The organism is Neobacillus sp. NPDC093182 (genome assembly GCF_044754045.1).
The window spans coordinates 230,621-248,308 of sequence record NZ_JBIVOI010000002.1 but is presented as its reverse complement, the minus strand read 5'-3'; the positions used below and the strand labels follow the sequence as shown (position 1 = coordinate 248,308).

Annotated in this window: 15 protein-coding genes and 1 riboswitch; of the genes, 11 read left to right on the top strand and 4 right to left on the bottom strand. The window is 40.0% G+C overall.

The features are described 5' to 3' along the window. Window positions 1-56: 56 nt before the first annotated feature. The 4 genes from ACIQAA_RS05800 to recQ all read left to right on the top strand — a co-directional run bounded on the left by ACIQAA_RS05800 (window position 57) and on the right by recQ (window position 6,727). Complete coding sequence (locus ACIQAA_RS05800) at window positions 57-1,580, top strand: class I adenylate-forming enzyme family protein (RefSeq protein ID WP_402616200.1); 1,524 nt, start codon at window positions 57-59, stop codon at window positions 1,578-1,580. 34 nt (window positions 1,581-1,614) lie between these two features. After that, window positions 1,615-2,763: an acyl-CoA dehydrogenase family protein gene (locus tag ACIQAA_RS05795; RefSeq protein WP_402616197.1), complete on the top strand. Its 1,149-nt coding sequence runs from the start codon at window positions 1,615-1,617 to the stop codon at window positions 2,761-2,763. A gap of 14 nt (window positions 2,764-2,777) precedes the next feature. Next, window positions 2,778-4,340, top strand: coding sequence for a fatty acid--CoA ligase (locus ACIQAA_RS05790; protein ID WP_402616194.1), 1,563 nt, complete (start codon window positions 2,778-2,780; stop codon window positions 4,338-4,340). A gap of 260 nt (window positions 4,341-4,600) precedes the next feature. Further along, the gene (gene recQ / locus ACIQAA_RS05785) at window positions 4,601-6,727 is read left to right on the top strand and encodes a DNA helicase RecQ (RefSeq protein WP_402617091.1); all 2,127 of its coding nucleotides are present in this window, start codon (window positions 4,601-4,603) and stop codon (window positions 6,725-6,727) included. Window positions 6,728-6,820: 93 nt separating this feature from the next. On the opposite strand, the gene ACIQAA_RS05780 is transcribed toward recQ, so the two are convergent. Next, the gene (locus ACIQAA_RS05780) at window positions 6,821-7,609 is read right to left on the bottom strand and encodes a formate/nitrite transporter family protein (RefSeq protein WP_402616191.1); all 789 of its coding nucleotides are present in this window, start codon (window positions 7,607-7,609) and stop codon (window positions 6,821-6,823) included. A 192-nt stretch (window positions 7,610-7,801) separates the two neighbouring features. Between ACIQAA_RS05780 and yfkAB the strand changes: the two genes are divergently transcribed. The 5 genes from yfkAB (at window position 7,802) to ACIQAA_RS05755 (ending at window position 13,314) form a co-directional block, all read left to right on the top strand. Continuing rightward, complete coding sequence (gene yfkAB, locus ACIQAA_RS05775) at window positions 7,802-8,920, top strand: radical SAM/CxCxxxxC motif protein YfkAB (protein WP_402616188.1); 1,119 nt, start codon at window positions 7,802-7,804, stop codon at window positions 8,918-8,920. A gap of 208 nt (window positions 8,921-9,128) precedes the next feature. Next, a riboswitch (SAM riboswitch) is annotated at window positions 9,129-9,236 on the top strand. 124 nt (window positions 9,237-9,360) lie between these two features. Beyond that, entirely contained in the window at window positions 9,361-10,470 is a 1,110-nt protein-coding gene (locus ACIQAA_RS05770) for a sugar ABC transporter substrate-binding protein (RefSeq protein WP_402616185.1), read from the top strand. A gap of 112 nt (window positions 10,471-10,582) precedes the next feature. Then, window positions 10,583-11,344, top strand: coding sequence for a threonine/serine exporter family protein (locus ACIQAA_RS05765; RefSeq protein WP_402616182.1), 762 nt, complete (start codon window positions 10,583-10,585; stop codon window positions 11,342-11,344). Between the two features lie 13 nt (window positions 11,345-11,357). Next, complete coding sequence (locus tag ACIQAA_RS05760; protein WP_402616179.1) at window positions 11,358-11,798, top strand: threonine/serine exporter family protein; 441 nt, start codon at window positions 11,358-11,360, stop codon at window positions 11,796-11,798. A 487-nt stretch (window positions 11,799-12,285) separates the two neighbouring features. Continuing rightward, window positions 12,286-13,314 carry an ion channel gene (locus tag ACIQAA_RS05755; protein WP_402616176.1) on the top strand — a complete coding sequence of 343 codons (1,029 nt, stop codon included), beginning with the start codon at window positions 12,286-12,288 and terminating at the stop codon, window positions 13,312-13,314. Window positions 13,315-13,342: 28 nt separating this feature from the next. Here the strand turns inward: ACIQAA_RS05755 and ACIQAA_RS05750 are convergent, their stop codons facing one another. The 3 genes from ACIQAA_RS05750 to ACIQAA_RS05740 all read right to left on the bottom strand — a co-directional run bounded on the left by ACIQAA_RS05750 (window position 13,343) and on the right by ACIQAA_RS05740 (window position 15,524). Then, window positions 13,343-13,732 (bottom strand): DUF350 domain-containing protein, encoded by a 390-nt coding sequence (locus ACIQAA_RS05750; RefSeq protein ID WP_402616174.1) that lies wholly within the window; start codon window positions 13,730-13,732, stop codon window positions 13,343-13,345. A 259-nt stretch (window positions 13,733-13,991) separates the two neighbouring features. Further along, a complete protein-coding gene (locus tag ACIQAA_RS05745; RefSeq protein WP_402616171.1) occupies window positions 13,992-15,242 on the bottom strand; it encodes a glutathionylspermidine synthase family protein in 1,251 nt (416 codons plus the stop codon). A gap of 6 nt (window positions 15,243-15,248) precedes the next feature. Next, entirely contained in the window at window positions 15,249-15,524 is a 276-nt protein-coding gene (locus ACIQAA_RS05740) for a hypothetical protein (RefSeq protein ID WP_402617089.1), read from the bottom strand. A gap of 265 nt (window positions 15,525-15,789) precedes the next feature. Here ACIQAA_RS05740 and ACIQAA_RS05735 point away from each other — a divergent pair, with 265 nt between their 5' ends. After that, on the top strand, window positions 15,790-16,239 hold the full coding sequence (locus ACIQAA_RS05735; RefSeq protein WP_402616168.1) for a hypothetical protein: 450 nt from the start codon (window positions 15,790-15,792) through the stop codon (window positions 16,237-16,239). Between the two features lie 89 nt (window positions 16,240-16,328). Further along, window positions 16,329-17,597 carry an ATP-binding protein gene (locus ACIQAA_RS05730; RefSeq protein WP_402616165.1) on the top strand — a complete coding sequence of 423 codons (1,269 nt, stop codon included), beginning with the start codon at window positions 16,329-16,331 and terminating at the stop codon, window positions 17,595-17,597. Window positions 17,598-17,688: the final 91 nt, after the last annotated feature.

The window sequence follows — 17,688 nt, the reverse complement described above, 5'->3', positions numbered from 1 at the left end:
ATATTTTTGTTACAATAAGTTGGGGTGATTTTTTTAAAAAAAGGAGGAAAACAAGAATGAATATTGGGAGTCTTTTATCTCAAAATGCCAGGAAGTTCCCTGAGTTGTTAGCCATTGAATGTGAAGGCCGCAGTTATACCTACCGTCAATTTAATGAGGAAGTAAATAGACTTGCTCATAGTCTGCTAAAAATGGGGATAACGAAGGGCGATAAAATTGCCTTGATGATGAAAAATTCGGATCATTTTGTTTTCACCTTTTTTGCAATCGCTAAAATCGGTGCAGTTGCAGTACCCGTTAATTTTCGATTAACCTCCTCCGAAGTTCACTACATACTAAAGCAATCAGAAGCAAAGCTTGTTGTTTGTGACCTTGAGTTTGAAGAAATCATCACCACCGCTAAAGAGGATGGTGATGTTGGGACCGTGATTACCATCGGCGAACCAAGAACATTAGGCTACCGATCATATGAAAGCGCTTTATCTGGCGATAAAACTGAACCCGAAATTGAAGTTTCTGAAGAAGATGATTTGGAAATCCTGTATACTTCAGGGACAACAGGACGGCCAAAAGGAGCATTGTTTGACCATAAAAGGATTTTTAATGTAGCAATATCTGTAACAATTAATATGGGATTGCGTCCACATGAGCGTATCCTTCATGTAGCTCCACTTTTCCACTCTGCACAGTTAAATCTTTTCCTAATTTCAGGTGTTGCTTTAGGGGCAGCGCATATCATCCATCGTGATTTTCATCCAGTTAAAACACTTCAAACCATTCAAGAACATAAAATTACTCACTTCTTTGGTGTTCCAGCTATGTTTAATTTCATACTACAGGTTCCCAATGCAGCAGAATACGATTTATCCTCCATCCGAAGATGTGGATATGGTGCGGCACCGATGGCACCAGAGTTAGTAAAAAAGAGTATTCAATTATTTAAAACCGATCAGTTCTATAATCTTTGCGGCTTGACCGAAGGGGGACCTGGAGGAATTCTACTTGATCCAGAGGGGCATAAGCTCCATCTTGGCAAGGGAGGAAAGCCCATTTTTCTAACAGAGACACGTGTGGTCAACGAACAAGGAAATGACGTTAAACCAGGTGTCGTCGGTGAATTCATTATTAATAGCCCGATGGTTATGAAAGAGTACTATAAAAAACCAGAAGAAACGAAAAGCACAATAAAAAATGGCTGGCTCTATACAGGCGATTTAGCAACCATTGATGAGGAAGGCTATATTACCCTTGTTGATCGTAAAAAGGACATGATTATTACTGGCGGTGAAAATGTTTATTCTGTTGAAGTCGAAGGTGTTCTTTTTGAGCATCCAGCTGTATTAGATGCGGCCATTATTGGACTGCCTGACGAAACATGGGGTGAAGCGGTATGCGCCATTATTGTTCCAAAAGAAGGGGCTGTCATTAATGAAGAGGAGTTGAAAATCTTTTGCCGTCAGAAGCTCGCAGGCTACAAGGTTCCAAGAAGAATCTTTTTTGAACAGCAATTACCAAGAAATGCTTCTGGGAAAATATTAAAATATCGGCTTCGTCAAAAATTGAATCAAGTGAAAGCTTAGGATTTGGTTACTAGTAGAAAGTGAGGCGTTCACAATGAAACAACATCTATATTTAACTGAAGACCATGAAATTTTTCGTAAATCAATAAGAAAATTTTTAGAGAAAGAGGCTGTACCTCATTATGAGAAATGGGAGGAGGAGAGAATGATTCCCCGCTCCTTATGGAGAAAAATGGGGGCCCAGGGTTTCCTTTGTCCAGATTTAGATGAGAAATATGGCGGCAGTGGTGTCGACTGGGGGTTTTCTGTTGTTATTAATGAAGAGTTAGAGAGAGTAGGTTCTGGTCTAGTAGGAATGGGTCTGCACAATGATATTGTTGTTCCTTATATCAATTCTTTCGGCTCGGAGGTACAAAAACAGCGCTGGCTGCCTAGATGTGTTACAGGTGAATTGATTACCGCCATTGCTATGACCGAACCTGGCACTGGATCTGACCTTGCTAATATTAAAACCACAGCAAAGCTTGAGGGAGACCACTATATAGTGAATGGGCAAAAAACCTTTATAACTAATGGAATACAATCAGACCTAATCCTTGTAGCTTGTAAAACAGACCCTAATGCAGTCCCAAAGCATAAAGGGGTGAGCCTGCTCCTCGTTGAACGGGATACTCCAGGTTTTTCAAGAGGAAGGAAGCTGAACAAAGTGGGGCTTCATAGTCAGGATACAGCTGAGCTAATTTTTGAAGATTGCAGAGTTCCAAAGGAGAATCTGCTTGGTGAAGAAGGCAAAGGCTTCTTGTATATGATGGATAAACTCCAGCAGGAGCGGCTCGTTGTTGCGATTGCGGCACAAATAGCAGCAGAGGTAATGCTTCAGGTGACGATTGACTATGTGAAAAGTCGTGAAGCCTTCGGAAAACCTATAAGCCAATTTCAAAATACACAGTTTAAAATTGCAGAAATGGCTACCGAGGTAGAAATGGGGAGAGCGTTTTTAGATCAGCTAATAGCTGAACATATGGACGGTCAAAATGTGGTAACAAAGGTTTCGATGGCGAAATGGAGGCTGACTGATACCGCTAAGAAAATTGCGGGAGAATGCCTGCAGCTTCATGGCGGCTATGGATATATGGAAGAATACGAGATTGCGAGAAGATTCCGCGATATTCAGGTTTCAAGTATTTACGCTGGTACGAATGAAATTATGAAAACAATTATTGCTAAAAATCTTGGGTTATAAATGGAGGAGATACGATGACAACTACTATCGGACAAATTTTTGACTTAACGGTAAAAAGATACCCGAACAAGGAAGCGATTTATGATGTTAGGAAAAATGTCCGCTATACGTACAAAGAGTGGAGCGAGCAGGTAAACAGACTTGCTAATGCGTTGGTGAAGGAAGGCGTCAAAAAAGGCGACCGTGTTTCCACATTCATGTTTAATACTGAAGAATTAGGGACAGCATTCTTTGCCTGTGCAAAACTTGGTGCAATCTTCAATCCGATCAACTTCCGCTTAACACCTGAGGAAGTGGCCTTTATTATTTCAGATGCGACGCCTAAGGTCGTTCTTTTTGAAAAGGCGCTGGAATCTGTAATCTCGGCGATAGAAAATCGTTTTAATACCACTTCCTTTTGGTTCATTGACGAGGAAACACCAGCCTATGCAGCGAGTTATCAGGAAAAAATAGCTTCAGCTTCATGCGGAGACATTCAAGTTGAAGTAAACGAAAATGACATTTATGCGTTTATTTATACAAGCGGGACCACTGGCAGACCAAAAGGCGTCATGCATAGTCACCGAAATATGGTCGACCAAAGTATGCTGTGTATTGCTGCTCAAAAGCTGGATCCGGAGGATGTTGGACTTGTTACCGCACCAATGTTCCATTGTGCCGAGCTTCACTGTGCCTTTTTGCCAAGAATTCAGGCTGGAGCACGAAACGTCATACTTCATCAATTTAATCCAAAAGTCATCTTACAATTAATTCAGCAAGAGAAAATTACGAAATTTTTTGCCGCGCCAACTATGTGGAACATGCTATTGCAAGAAGATTTAAGCCAGTTTAATACGGAAAGTCTAAAGCTAGGTTTATATGGTGCTGCTCCAATGGCGCCGTCCCTTGTTCGCGCTCTCCATGACCGATTCGGTATCGGACTGGTTCAGGCCTATGGGATGACAGAAATGGGCCCTGCTATCACCTTCTTATCTGAGAAGGATCAGCTTAGAAAGGCAGGATCAGCTGGGCAAGCTGCTTTTAATCATGATATTCGCGTAGTTCGTACCAGAGAGGATGGACCATCAGATCCGGATGACTTAGTACCAGTTGGGGAGACAGGGGAGATTATTGTTAAAGGTCCATGTATGATGATTGGCTACTTTAATCGTGAAGAGGCGACAGAAAAATCGATGTATAAAGGATGGTATCATTCAGGCGATATCGGTTATCTAGACGAAGAGGGCTTCCTCTATGTCAATGACCGAGTGGATGACATGATCATCAGCGGAGGAGAGAATATTTATCCGCGTGAGGTCGAGGATGTACTACATGCACATGAAGGTGTATTGGATGTGGCGATCGTCGGCCAGCCAGATGACCGCTGGGGTGAAACAGTTACCGCTTTCGTGGTGAAAAAAGACCCTCAGCTGACTGAGCAGGACCTTGAAGACTATTGTAAAAACAGTGATAGTCTTGCAAACTATAAACGCCCGCGTAAATATGTATTTTGTGAAGCCTTGCCGAGAAATGCAAGCGGGAAGATTCAAAAATTTGTATTGCGGAAGCAGTTAGAAGAGCTGTTTACACAGGGATGATAATGAAAAAAGGTCGTAGAGTTTACCTCAGCGGCCTTTTCTTTGCAATTTACTGGCGGATGGCGGGAAATACTGGCGGATGGCGAGAAATACTAGCGGATGGCGGAGATTAGTTGCTGATAGCGGAGATTAGTTGCTGATAGCGGAGATTAGTTGCTGATAGCGGAGATTAGTTGCGGATAACAGAAAATACTCTCGGATACATCTAAAAAGAGGTATAATGATAGAAGACTAAATAGTAGAAGGGGGAGACATATTTGTTGTTTGAAAAAGCTCAACGATTATTAGAATCTCATTTTGGTTATTCATCCTTTCGAAATGGGCAGGAGCGTGCCATCCAATCCGTTTTAGCTGGAGAAAATACAATTTGTGTTATGCCAACTGGCGGAGGAAAATCGATCTGTTATCAAATTCCTGCACTTGTTTTACCAGGTACCACGATTGTCATATCCCCGTTAATCTCACTGATGAAGGATCAAGTCGATGCCCTCGTACAAGTAGGAATTCCAGCAGCTTTTATCAATAGTTCACTAAGTTACAACGAAGCAAATGAACGAATTCGTGAAGCAAAACAAGGAATGTACAAGCTCCTTTACATAGCCCCAGAGAGATTAGAATCACGTGAATTTATCGAGGATCTAAAACAAATGGACATTCCATTGGTTGCAGTCGATGAAGCTCATTGTATTTCACAATGGGGACATGATTTTCGCCCAAGCTACCGCCATATCCAGCACATGGTTGATAGTCTTCCGCAAAAACCCAATGTATTAGCGCTAACTGCAACCGCAACACCAAGGGTTCGAGATGATATCTGCGCAACACTTGATATCGATGAAGAAAATTCAATCATAACTGGTTTCGAACGAGAGAATCTAACTTTTGCTGTGATTAAAGGTCAAGACAGGCTTCACTTTATAAGGGATTATTTGAAAAAGAATGAAAGAGAAGCAGGCATCATATATGCAGCGACTCGGAAGAACGTTGACCAGCTTTATGAAAGACTTAAAAAAGAAAATATCAATGTCGCCCGTTATCATGCAGGAATGGGGGACGCCGAGAGGATTCGTGAGCAGGATCGATTTTTAAAAGATGAAGCCTCTGTTATGGTTGCAACATCAGCTTTTGGGATGGGAATAGATAAGTCAAACATTCGATATGTCCTCCATTTTCAACTTCCGAAAAATATGGAGAGCTATTATCAAGAGGCAGGGCGTGCGGGACGAGACGGACTTGATAGTGAATGTTTTCTCCTTTATTCCTCCCAGGATGTGCAGGTACAGCGCTTCTTAATTGATCAATCCAGCGACCGGTCACGCATTCATGCTGAATTAGAGAAGCTGCAGCAGATGGTTGATTATTGCCATACAGAAAACTGTTTACAAGAGTTTATTTTAAAATATTTTGGTGAAATAGAAACAGAGTCATGCGGACGGTGCGGTAATTGCCTTGATTCGCGCTCGAGCATCGACGTAACGAAAGAAGCACAAATGGTGATGTCTTGTCTGATCCGGATGGGACAGCGATTTGGTAAAACACTTACAGCTCAAGTATTAACCGGTTCAAAAAATAAAAAAGTTACGGAAATGGGTTTTGATAAATTAACCACTTATGGAATCATGAAGGAAAAAAGTACGAAAGAAGTCAGTGACTTTATTGAGTTCTTAATCTCACAAGAAATAATCGCGATTGAACAAGGACAATTCCCAACCTTATATGTTTCTCCTAAAGGGAAAGACGTTTTGCTGGGAAAGGACACTGTTCATCGCAGGGAAACGGTTAAAGTCAGAGAAATTTCAAAGGATGACCCGTTATTTGAAGCCTTACGAGAGGTAAGAAGAGCAATCGCGGAAACGGAAAATGTGCCGCCTTTTGTGATTTTTTCTGATGCTGCTCTTAAGGACATGTGTGCCAAATTGCCAACAACAAATGAAGAATTTCTAACGGTAAGCGGTGTTGGGGAACACAAATTAAAAAAATATGGGCTTGATTTTATAAAAGCAATTCGTTCTTTTTGCGAAACAAACCCTGACCGAAAGCCAGAGAGGAATATAGCAGCTGCCCCCAAAAAAATCTCAAAAAAGGCTGTTGGCGATTCACACTTAGAGACTTTTCAGTTGCACCAGCAAAACTTATCCATAGAGGAAATAGCCGAAAAACGAGAGTTGGCGCTTAGCACAGTTGAGAATCATTTAATTCAATGTGCTCAACAAGGAATGGAAGTAGATTTCACCCGTCTTATTCCGGCGGAGTACATTCCATTGCTGCATACAGCAGTTGAAGAGGCGGGCAGAGATCGTTTAAAACCAATTAAAGAACAATTACCTGAGGAAATAAGTTATTTTATGATTAAGGGTTATCTATATTTTTTAAGTAAAAGAAAATAGTTATATAAATTGTCGTCTGCCGTGTTAATTTGTTGATATTTCCCGGGAATTTGTCGATAAAGAAACAGCCGTATGAAAATCATACGGCTGTTATTATTCCTTATACTCATCCAAAAAAGGTTTATTCACAAAATGATACATCCAGGCCATTAATATACCTCCGCCAATCAAGTTACCAATTGTAACGGGAACTAGGTTATGGACAACGCCGTCCCAGGAGATGGTGCCTGGATGATTTAACACTAACGCAATGGCAAATGTACACATATTGGCAATGCTGTGCTCATAGCCGGAAATGAAAAAACAGAACACAAAAAGCATCATCGAAAACATTTTTGGTCCGTCGCCTTTTAGACCCATTGGGATAAAGAAAGCTAGACAAACGAGCCAATTACATAGAATTGCTCGAAAGAACAATTCCATTGTGGGAACTTGCATTTTCTTTTCCACAACACTCAATAAAAAGCCGTTAACCGATGATTCTTCATAAAGACCTGTTGTAAAAATTAAAAGTGCGAAAACTGCTGCCCCTAAAATATTTCCAATGTAGCTGCTAACCCAGAGCTGGGTAACTACTAACCAGGCCATTTTGCCTCTTAGTGCTGCATAGGTGTAATAAAAGGTATTACCAGTAAACAAATCTCCTCCGCCGTAGGCAATTAATATAATCGCAGACCCAAAGGTGAGGGCAGCCATCGGGTAGGCAAAAGGGGAATGTTCCAAATAAAAGTAGTTACCAGTCTTAAAAGCAACAATTACACCAAAACCGATAAACATACTTGCAAGCATAGCTCTTAAAATATACCGTAACAGGCTTTGTCTAAAGACTTTTACCTTCTTTAAAGCCAGCTTTTCGACTTCACTTAAGAGTGGCATTTCCATATGTACATCACCATCCACTGTTTAAAAAATACTATCTCTTTAGCTTTAATAAAGGAACAGTAAATTATGCATGAATAGAATAATAGATTAAATAATAACATAAGTTTTTCTGAAAGACTTTAAATTACCATAATATCCATATTTCAGCTATAATGAAGTGGTTTTTCTAATACTGATTTTAAGGAGTTTACTATGTCCGATTTGAAAAAAATAACCCCTGAAAATGATCCGTGGGAAGCTTATAATGATATAAAGCAATACGGAAAACCTCAGCTTACCAATATTGAATTCACGACTACAACCTTATGTAATATGCGCTGTGAGCATTGTGCAGTAGGGTACACCCTTCAAACAAAAGACCCCGAAGCACTTCCGGTGGATTTGCTTTTGCATAGGTTAAATGAAATTCCAACCCTCCGGTCGCTTAGTATCACAGGCGGCGAGCCGATGCTTTCCCTGTCTTCTATAAAAAATTACGTGGTGCCAATATTAAAGTATGCTCATGAAAACGGTGTTCGGACGCAAATTAATTCGAATTTAACACTCGATTTAGCACGCTATGAATTAATTATTCCTTATTTAGATGTTTTACATATCTCGCATAATTGGGGAACGGCAGATGATTTTGTTGAGGGTGGATTTGCTAGGATGGCAAACAAGCCTGATTACAAGCAGCGTGAAAAGTATTTTACTAGAATGATAGAAAACAGCAGGGAATTAGTGAAGGCTGGTGTAATGGTATCCGCGGAAACAATGCTTAACAAACGAACATTACCTCATCTGGAGAAAATACATCGCCAAATTGTCGATGAGATGCTCTGTCAGCGGCATGAGATTCACCCTATGTATCCAAGTGATTTTGCAAGTAATCTGGAAACGTTATCCCTGATTGAAATTAGGGAAGCTATTCATCATTTATTAGACGTTCGTGATGAAAATGTATGGATGCTTTTTGGAACGCTTCCTTTTTATGCATGTAGCCATAAAACAGAGGATTTAGAACTGTTAACTAGACTTTTTCAAAGTAGAAATGTAACGGTAAGAAATGATCCTGATGGCCGTTCGCGACTAAATGTTAACATTTTTAATGGAGATATAATCGTAACGGATTTTGGTGATACCCCGCCATTAGGGAATGTTCAAAATACCAAGCTGACGGATGCGTATGAAAACTGGCAATCCTCTGCGATTGCTAAGGAATTGAGTTGTCATTGTCCTGCTGTGTCATGTCTTGGTCCTAATATTTTAGTTAAAAATAGTTATTATCAGGATTTGGATTTTTCCAATCTCCAAAATAATATCAGCAAATAAAAAAAGCAGGAGCTCCCTGCTTTTTTCTATAATAATACCGAATTTTCAAATTAAAGAAAGTAAAACACCTATCTTTTGGCAAGTGGAAAGGATAATGTGATGACTACCAATAAGTTTTTCAATTAAAAATATTTAGATAATACTATTGACAAATTGTTAATAGGAGATTAAATTTAGTTTAATACTTTAAACAAGTAAATAATACGTTCTCTTATCAAGAGTGGCAGAGGGACTGGCCCGATGACGCCCAGCAACCGTTCCGGAAGGAATTGGTGCTAAATCCTGCAAAACAAGGAATTGTTTTGAGAGATAAGAGAGGAGTAGTCCTTATTTTGTGATGAAACCTCTCTTTTCTGGAGAGGTTTTTTGTTTTTTCAAAGACCCTCCTAGGAGCAACGTTGGTAGGAACGCACGTAAAACAAAAAAGGGGAGCTTTTAACATGAAAAAGAATTTTTTTAAGAGCACATTTGTATCTGCGATTGCAGCAACACTATTGCTTACAGGCTGTGCTTCTGGAGGAGAAACAAAGCAAGCAACTGGAAATACAACAATTGAGGGAGTTCCGGAGCGTTTTGCAAAAGGGGAACAGCCAAAAATTAAGGTAATTCGAAAAATCGGCGGGGACGATCATACTGCCCAATTCCTAGCTGGTGCCAAGCAAGAGGGTGAAGCGCTAGGGTTCAAAGTAGATGTGTTTACGGCGAATGGAGATACAGCAAAATTTCATGACGCAATTAACCAAGCTTTAAACCAAGACTATGATGGATTTATTATTTCCCATGGTGACGATGATGCGACTATCAATGATGTCAAAAAAATCGTCGATGCTGGAAAAAGCATTGTTGCATTTGACTCCAATGCGAACCTGACAAAAGTGGATGGAGTTACGCTTACTTCACAGGATGATGAAGCGTTGGCCACGCTGGCATTAGAGCAATTAGTGAAAGAAACAAATGGTGAAGCCAATATCGCTTATTTATGGGTGGATGGATTCCCGCCAATGGTTCGCAGGAATAAAGTTTACCAGGATGTTTTAGAAAAGAACCCAGGAATCAAGGAAGTGGAGCGTTTTGGTGTTGCTTCTGCTGACACAAGCGTACAAACACAGAATGCAGTTGCGGCTATGTTGAACAAATATCCAAAAGGTGAACTGGATGCGATTTTTGCCACATGGGATGCTTTTGCGATTGGTGCTGCACGTGCACTTAAGGAAGCTGGAAGAGAAGAAGTTAAGCTTTATGGTATCGATGTTTCGAATGCGGATTTACAAGAAATTCAAAGAAAAGGCAGTGCTTGGAAGTATACTGCTGCAGTGGATCCAAAGGTCATTGGTGCGGTTAATATGAGACTATTAGCAAAGAAACTAGCAGGTGAAGAAACGCCGCAGACATTTGATCTTGAAGCGTCATTAATCTCACAAGAAGACCTTCAAAAGTCAACAGAACCGGTTAATATGGTGAACCTTGCTGATATTATTCCAGGCTGGGGTCAATCAACTGCCTTTGAAGAAGAATGGATGAAGAAGTTAAAAGAACATTATAAAAAATAACATAAAATAGACGCCTGCCTATACGGTTGGCGTCTATTTTATTGATAAAAATAAAGTTTTTGATTAAACTTAGGAAATCATAAAAAGAAAGAGTAATTGTGGTGAAGGTTAGATGGAAAATGAAAAAACACGTACATATGAAATAATGGAAGTATGTTTGCTTGCCGGAAAAATAATGCTCCAAAGCGGTGGAGAAACCTATCGGGTAGAGGATACGATGATGAGGATCGCTGCTGCTTTTGGAATTGAAAATTCACATAGTTATGTAACTCCAACAGGGATTATTTTTTCAGCTGAAGGTACTGAACCAACCAAAACAAAGTTGATACGAATATCAACAAGGTCTACTGACTTGAAAAAGGTAGCTATGGTAAATAGTATTTCACGAAGGATTACTAGCGGCGAATTAAATCTCGAATCAGCTTTAACACTTCTAAAAGAGCTTGACGCCTTAAATGTTACCTTTCCGTTTATGGTTCAGGTTGCGGCTGCCTCCATTGCCAGCGGCTGTTTTATGATTATGTTTATGGGTGAGTGGATTGATTTTATCCCAGCGATGTTATCTGGAGGAGTAGGATATTTCGGCTTTTTATACATTCACCGCTACATACCAGTGAAGTTTTTCTCGGAATTTTTGGCCTCATTCATTATTGGATTACTATCCTTTTTCCTTGTAAAAATAGGAGCAGGACAGCAGCTGGATAAAATTATTATCGGGTCCGTCATGACGTTAGTACCTGGTCTTTTAGTCACTAATGCGGTAAGAGATTTAATGGCAGGACATTTAGTTTCGGGATTATCTAAAGGTGCGGAAGCATTGTTAACAGCATTTGCTATCGGATCGGGAATAGCAGTAGTGTTATCTTTTTTGTAAATGGAGGCTTAATGTGGATATCATTGGACAATTAATCACAAGCTTTATTGCAACAGCTGCTTTCGGAGTCATTTTTAATGCACCGAAGGAGACGTTAGTAAAATGCGGACTTGTTGGAATGGGTGGATGGATTATTTATTATATAGCGGAAAAGTATACAGGTGATTCTGTTTTAGCCACACTTGGAGCCACTCTTTTTGTAGGGATAGTCAGTCAGGAGTTAGCTAAATTCTATAAAACACCGGTCATTATTTTTAGCGTTGCGGGAATCATTCCATTAGTTCCTGGTGGTCTGGCATATGATACAATGAGGAATTTTGTCGAGGACGATTATTTTCAAGCCATGGCATTAGCTGCAAAAGTAACGTTATTATCAGGCTCAATCGCATTTGGTCTTGTTTTTTCAGAAGTTATCAATCAAGTGGTACGGAAAATTAAGGGAGTGAGGTTATAATTAATAAAATTGGACGAAGGCAGAGGAATCATATCCTCTGCCTTCTTTTGCTTTGATCCTAGATGGACCACTATTGTAACTTGTGAATGGTTGTTTCTGATTGTCAGCCATCGCAAGGTAAGTATTTATATATAATAAATGGTATTAAAAGACCAATTTGCCGCGGTTACTCTTCCACCTGATGGTTTTATACCTAAACGACGTAAGCCCTGCCTCTCTTACGTCCTTACGGCTCCGAAGCCGATCCAGCGTGAATAAGTTTTACTTTTAAAACATAAGCAGAATGCCAGAAAAAATTCTTACATTGCGTTATCTATCTATTACAAGTTACATAAAATCTAAAGCACAATTAATAATATTACACCCTGTTGTGTAATATGTCAATATGAAAATTTGGCATGACCATAATAGTGCCTTTCTTTCAAAAAAAGGAAATAGTGAGCCGTAAGTAGAAATTATAGTGATAGAAAAGGAAGGGAGGGGTAAAATGCTCTTTTTTCGAAAATTATTCCATACAGTCTCGCGCTATCGTTATCGAACAATCATTCTGTTTACCTTGCTTTTTATTATTGTAAATGCAGAAATTATGCGAGTATTAGAACCTAAGACCTTTGAAAGCAGCTTGCATGCAGTGTGGTGGATTCTTACTACGATGACTACGGTAGGCTATGGTGATGTATATCCTACTACAGAAGCAGGAAGAACCTGGGCGATGATTGTCGTCTATACATTAGGTATCGGACTATTTGGTACGGTCATTGGGGTGATTGTAGAAGGTGTCTCACAGTACAAAAGGAGAAAGGAGGAGGGGAAATTGTTTTATAAAGGTGAAAATCATTTTGTCATCATCGGATGGACTGCAAAAAGTAAGAGTACGATTAAAGAACTAATACTATGTGATGAAAAAACGGATATCGTATTGATAGATGAATTAGAAAAGACTCCTTTTGAGCATGAACGGTTTCATTATATTCAAGGAAGTCCGACAGATGCAGAGACATTAAGAAAGGCAAGAATTGAAAATTCCCAAGCGGTTTTACTGTTTGCAGCAGAAGGTATTGCTAATCCTGACTTAGTGGATGGAAAGACTCTTTTAGTGGCTTCATCTATTGAACGTTATGATGACGGAACGGAAAAAAGTATTTATACGATCGCAGAAATCGTAAACGAAAAGCATGTCGATAATTTTAAGCATGTTAAGATTGATGAGTTTATTTTATCAAATGGGTCTGTGTCTAACCTAATGGCGAAGTCTGCCCAAATGAAGGGAGCCAGTCATCTATTTACGCAATTGTTAAGCAGACAGGATGGAGATGGCGGGAGTGATCTTTGGGAAGTCAGCGTAAGTCCTCAGTGGAAAACGTATGGCACGGCATATGAACAACTTAAAGAAAAAGGGGCACAGCTAATAGCTGACAGGAATGATTTGAACATCCTCAAGAAATGGAATGACCCGATCCCAAAGGAAGCTAGATTATTTATCATATGTGATAAAAATACATATCAAAAGCTATGAAAAAACGCATCTAAGAGGATGCGTTTTTTCAATATGTCAAACAACCAGCAATAACAATTCCGATAGATACGGACAATAATAGGAGAAAAAGACCGACTGCCGTGTTATTTTCTTCAATGCTCTGGGATACATTAAAACGGCGGGGGGTCAGCCATTCAGTAAGATAGAAGACAATAATCTGTGCCGCGATTCCAACTGCTCCCCAAATGACCATATCTACTAGCGAGATGGAGTTGGCAAGTGCCGAATATAAAACAATCGCCAGTCCAAGTAGTCTTCCTCCTAGTACATAGCTTGCTGCTTTATTTCCTTTCGCCATTAAGGCGAATTCCTTTACCTTTGTGGTGATTTCCATTAAAAAGAGTCCAACCAGTAACAAAGCTAATGAAACAGCCAAATATATTATGAAATCTAACAATTAAACTCCTCCTTTTTAAAAATAATTAGGACTATCAATTTGAACTTAGATTACTGTCTAGCTCCGGCGCCTAGGGGCTCGGGTCATAAGTGTGTCTAGTTGCGGCTCCTTGGGACTCGAGTCATAAGCCATCCCCCTGAAAAAGGCAAAAAGCGCCTTCTTGTAGGGGTCGTCTTATGCCTTCGTCCCATGGCAGTCGCCTCCACATGTCATACAATCTGTCAAGAAGGTTAAAGAACAACCTTCTCGCCAGCGCGCCTTATGCCTGTCGCCCCTGAACAAGGCACCTCCGCTTTTCGATTCCAACTGGTAAGAAATAAGATTCATTGCCTGTGATTTTTCCGCCAGCACGGATTCCAATACTGCTCGGTTTCCCGGCAATAAGGAACGAACCAAATACCAGAGAAAGTTCCTCGATACCTTTTTCCGTTTCGAGTGCAACAACAGGAAGAGGTACATACGATTGATAAACAGGCAGTTCATGATTGTATGTTTGGAAGGGATTTTGAGCATCAACTTTGCTGTATGTATCCCATATGGTAATGGTATCTCCCTCCCTGCCGAATGAGGGTTTCTGGACATAGGCAGCAGTACCTGAAAATCCATCTGCTTCGAGATAGGTCGGCAGCATATATGTTTTTATCCAATCTTGTTCTTCCTTCGTATAAAATCCATCATTTTCTGCCAAGCCCCATATCAGACACTGAATGGATTTTGGCTGCAGCAGAAATGCTGAAACAGGATTTACTATTGATAATTTTCGGTCCTTCGCAAGTCGTAATAATTCAACTCCTACGAGATCCCCTGAAGTTGGATCTCGATCCTCCAGTAAATGTTCAAGAGGATAGGTCTGCCGATATAAAACATCGATGGGTACACCATTAGAGTCTAAAAGTGCACCGTCCGTAATATGCAGGTTTGATAGGGGAATGATTTGATTAGGAACATTACATAACTGACTCAGATACGCCGTTGTATTCCAATCCTCTATATGGTCGCGGTGGGCGGTGAACACCACATTAGGAGACTCATAGCCCTTTGCGGATTCAAGGACAGCCTTTGTAATACCTGAAGCAAGAAGCCGTTCTTGATTTTCATTGGGATTACATAAGCCGAATTCTGAACAAGCTTTCCCGTTGATTTGAAAACATTCTACGATAAAAGTAGGTGTGTCAGCATTAAACTCAAGCATTTTTACACCATTACTTGTCAAAGCAAAATCAAATCGAGAGATAACCGATTCAGGAAAAAGACTTTTTATCCGTAGAAATGGAAGACTTGCGGCAGGAAAACCAAGTTCAAGAAGCTGTTCGTCTTCAAGACTGCGCAGGAGACCTGCTGTTTTAAAAAATACCCTGCCCATTCGTTCCGTTGCATCCTTCAAAAGGGTGTGTGTCTGTTCTGTAATACTATAAACATGGTATAGACTGTATTCACTTCCGTATAAGTTTGACCAAAAGTCAGGAAATTGGGAGTAAAAATGCTTTCGGTCCTTTGTGTACGTGGACATGTGTGATTAACCTCCAAATCCACCTTTTGATCCGCTCCCAAATCCGCCCTTAAAGCTAGAGGAAGACTTATAAGACTTGTAAGCAGACGAATTTAATAATGCCGATCTACTGTGGAAAAACAATCCCCCGTAAAAGAAGTGGCCATAGTGACTCGAGCGGGTATCATCACATTGCCAAACTCCTTCATCATCATCCCATTCCCAATCAGCACAGTCTGTGTCTTCTGGTACTGGGGGTAGGTCCTGTGCCTGGGAACACCCGGACAAGGTGGTTCCAGCCATAAGAGAAGTAAGAACGCCAGTGATTAACCATTGGGTTTTCTTCACCTTCTCACACTCCTTTTTAATGTCTAGCTTCAGCGCCTAGGGGCTCGGGGTCATAAGCCAATCCGTCAAGAAGGTAAAGACCAACCTTCTCGCCGGCCCGTCTTATGCCTGTCGCCCCTGGGCAAGGCGCCTATGCTTTTCTTCGTTATAATTACATTATAAAAGTAAATTTCAGGAAAACAATGGTAAGATAAAAAGAAAAAGAAAAGAGGGATGGTAAATGAGGTTGGAGTATCGACTTGATGACGAGATAAAAAACTATCCTGCCTTATGGAATTATCAAAATATTACTCATGTTGAAGCAGTGGCAAGAATGACATGCGAATTCTTCGTAAAAGAAGGCGAGACATACGCGGTAAACGCAACTGCTATGGACCCGGATGGAACGGCAGTTTTGTATGTAACAAAAGAAAGCTACACCAATGATTCCTCCAATACGATCTATTCTCATATTGGTTTTGAAGTCAGGGAACTGAATGGTACAAGATCTATATTACTGGAAGGAAAAGATGTTTGGGATCACGAAGAGATACTGGCTACGCTTCATTCAGACTTTATCTACCTTCAAAAGGACGGTAAATTTATGGAGTTTGAACTTGACTCAAGAGAGATAGATGAAGACCGAAGATGTTACGTTTTTTATGGAATATTTTCTGGGAAAAATCGATAAAAAATTACAAGAAATATAAATATGATTGAAGGATACTGAGGTTTTTTGTCGTATTTTTTATCATAGAGATGTTTCTTGGAGGCAATTAAATGTTAGCGGAAAAACTTCTTTTGAATATGCTTATTACAATCTCACCAGTTCTGCTTTATAGTGTTCTCACTGATAATAAAAGAGAACTCGATTCTCCTGTTGTTTGCGGCTTATTACAAAGTATATCCGCTCTTACCTGTATGATTTTTTCATATGCTAATTATGGTTTTAGTTGGGATTTGCGATATGTTCCCCTAATCATAGCTTTTTTATATGCAGGTCCTGTTGCCGGAGGAATGGTTTTCACGACTGTTTTTACGGCGCGAATCATCATGGGAGGAGAAACCGTTCTATTTGGTCTTGTGAATACTGTTTTAATTGCAGCTGTTCCCTTCTTTATCATGAATAGATTTTGGAAATTCACCCCAAATAAAAGAGTACTTATCACCGCAGCAATCGGCGCCTGGTCCTTGCTTGTTTGCTTTTTATCCTTAACTGCGTTCCACAGCGTCGAAGGTCAGTCATTTACCATTAATACGAAAATTCCAGATTTATTAATCGTTGGAATGATCGATACGATAGCGATTGCGATTGCAGCTAAGCTGAATGAAGGATTAGTGGAAAAAGTAAGGATGAAGGAAGAAATACAAAGAGCAGAAAAGCTTAATACATTAGGTGAACTTGCTGCTTCAATTGCCCATGAGGTGCGAAATCCTCTAACCGTTGTTAAAGGATTTTTACAGCTTATGCAGCAGAATGAAAAAGGGAGGAATTACGAATATTTATCTCTTGTATTAAGTGAATTGGGCCGTGCAGAGTCACTCATAAACGATTACTTGAACTTTGCGAAACCTCAATTTGAAAAATTAGAGGAATTTCCCTTGGTTGAAGTGCTATCAGAGGTCAAAATTCTTCTTGAACCTCTTGCTGTAAAGCAAGGAGTACAATTAGAAAGCAGCTTTGATCCAAGTAATTTTCACCTTACGACTGACCGGAATCAGTTGAAACAAGCACTTGTGAATTTGATAAAAAATGCGATTGAAGCAACCCTTGAAGGTGGAAACGTAACCATAACCTACAAGCTTAAGGAACACCAGGCATATATTTATATTACCGATACTGGTAAAGGGATGAATCCTGAACAGCTTGCCCGCATAGGAACATTGTTTTATACGACAAAGGATAAGGGAACAGGTTTAGGAACATCGGTATCCTTAAGAATTATCGAAACAATGAAGGGGAAGGTATCTTATAAAAGTAAACTTGGTTTTGGAACAGAAGTTACCATGATACTTCCAGAAGGCAAAAAGGAAATGTTCAATATTTGATATACAAAGCTAGCCTGCTTAGTCGCGGGGTTAGCTTTTTTGTGTTGGAAGGGATTTACCGCCGTATATCTTGATGTTTTATTAATATAGT

What these genes read in the sequence shown, in the direction of transcription:
- ACIQAA_RS05795 (WP_402616197.1), top strand. Translation starts at nt 1,615, where the DNA reads ATGAAACAACATCTATATTTAACTGAAGACCATGAAATTTTTCGTAAA.
- ACIQAA_RS05765 (WP_402616182.1), top strand. Translation starts at nt 10,583, where the DNA reads ATGGAAAATGAAAAAACACGTACATATGAAATAATGGAAGTATGTTTG.
- ACIQAA_RS05800 (WP_402616200.1), top strand. Translation starts at nt 57, where the DNA reads ATGAATATTGGGAGTCTTTTATCTCAAAATGCCAGGAAGTTCCCTGAG.
- ACIQAA_RS05745 (WP_402616171.1), bottom strand. Translation starts at nt 15,242, where the DNA reads ATGTCCACGTACACAAAGGACCGAAAGCATTTTTACTCCCAATTTCCT.
- ACIQAA_RS05755 (WP_402616176.1), top strand. Translation starts at nt 12,286, where the DNA reads ATGCTCTTTTTTCGAAAATTATTCCATACAGTCTCGCGCTATCGTTAT.
- ACIQAA_RS05730 (WP_402616165.1), top strand. Translation starts at nt 16,329, where the DNA reads ATGTTAGCGGAAAAACTTCTTTTGAATATGCTTATTACAATCTCACCA.
- yfkAB (WP_402616188.1), top strand. Translation starts at nt 7,802, where the DNA reads ATGTCCGATTTGAAAAAAATAACCCCTGAAAATGATCCGTGGGAAGCT.
- ACIQAA_RS05790 (WP_402616194.1), top strand. Translation starts at nt 2,778, where the DNA reads ATGACAACTACTATCGGACAAATTTTTGACTTAACGGTAAAAAGATAC.
- ACIQAA_RS05770 (WP_402616185.1), top strand. Translation starts at nt 9,361, where the DNA reads ATGAAAAAGAATTTTTTTAAGAGCACATTTGTATCTGCGATTGCAGCA.
- ACIQAA_RS05740 (WP_402617089.1), bottom strand. Translation starts at nt 15,524, where the DNA reads ATGGCTGGAACCACCTTGTCCGGGTGTTCCCAGGCACAGGACCTACCC.
- ACIQAA_RS05735 (WP_402616168.1), top strand. Translation starts at nt 15,790, where the DNA reads ATGAGGTTGGAGTATCGACTTGATGACGAGATAAAAAACTATCCTGCC.
- ACIQAA_RS05780 (WP_402616191.1), bottom strand. Translation starts at nt 7,609, where the DNA reads ATGGAAATGCCACTCTTAAGTGAAGTCGAAAAGCTGGCTTTAAAGAAG.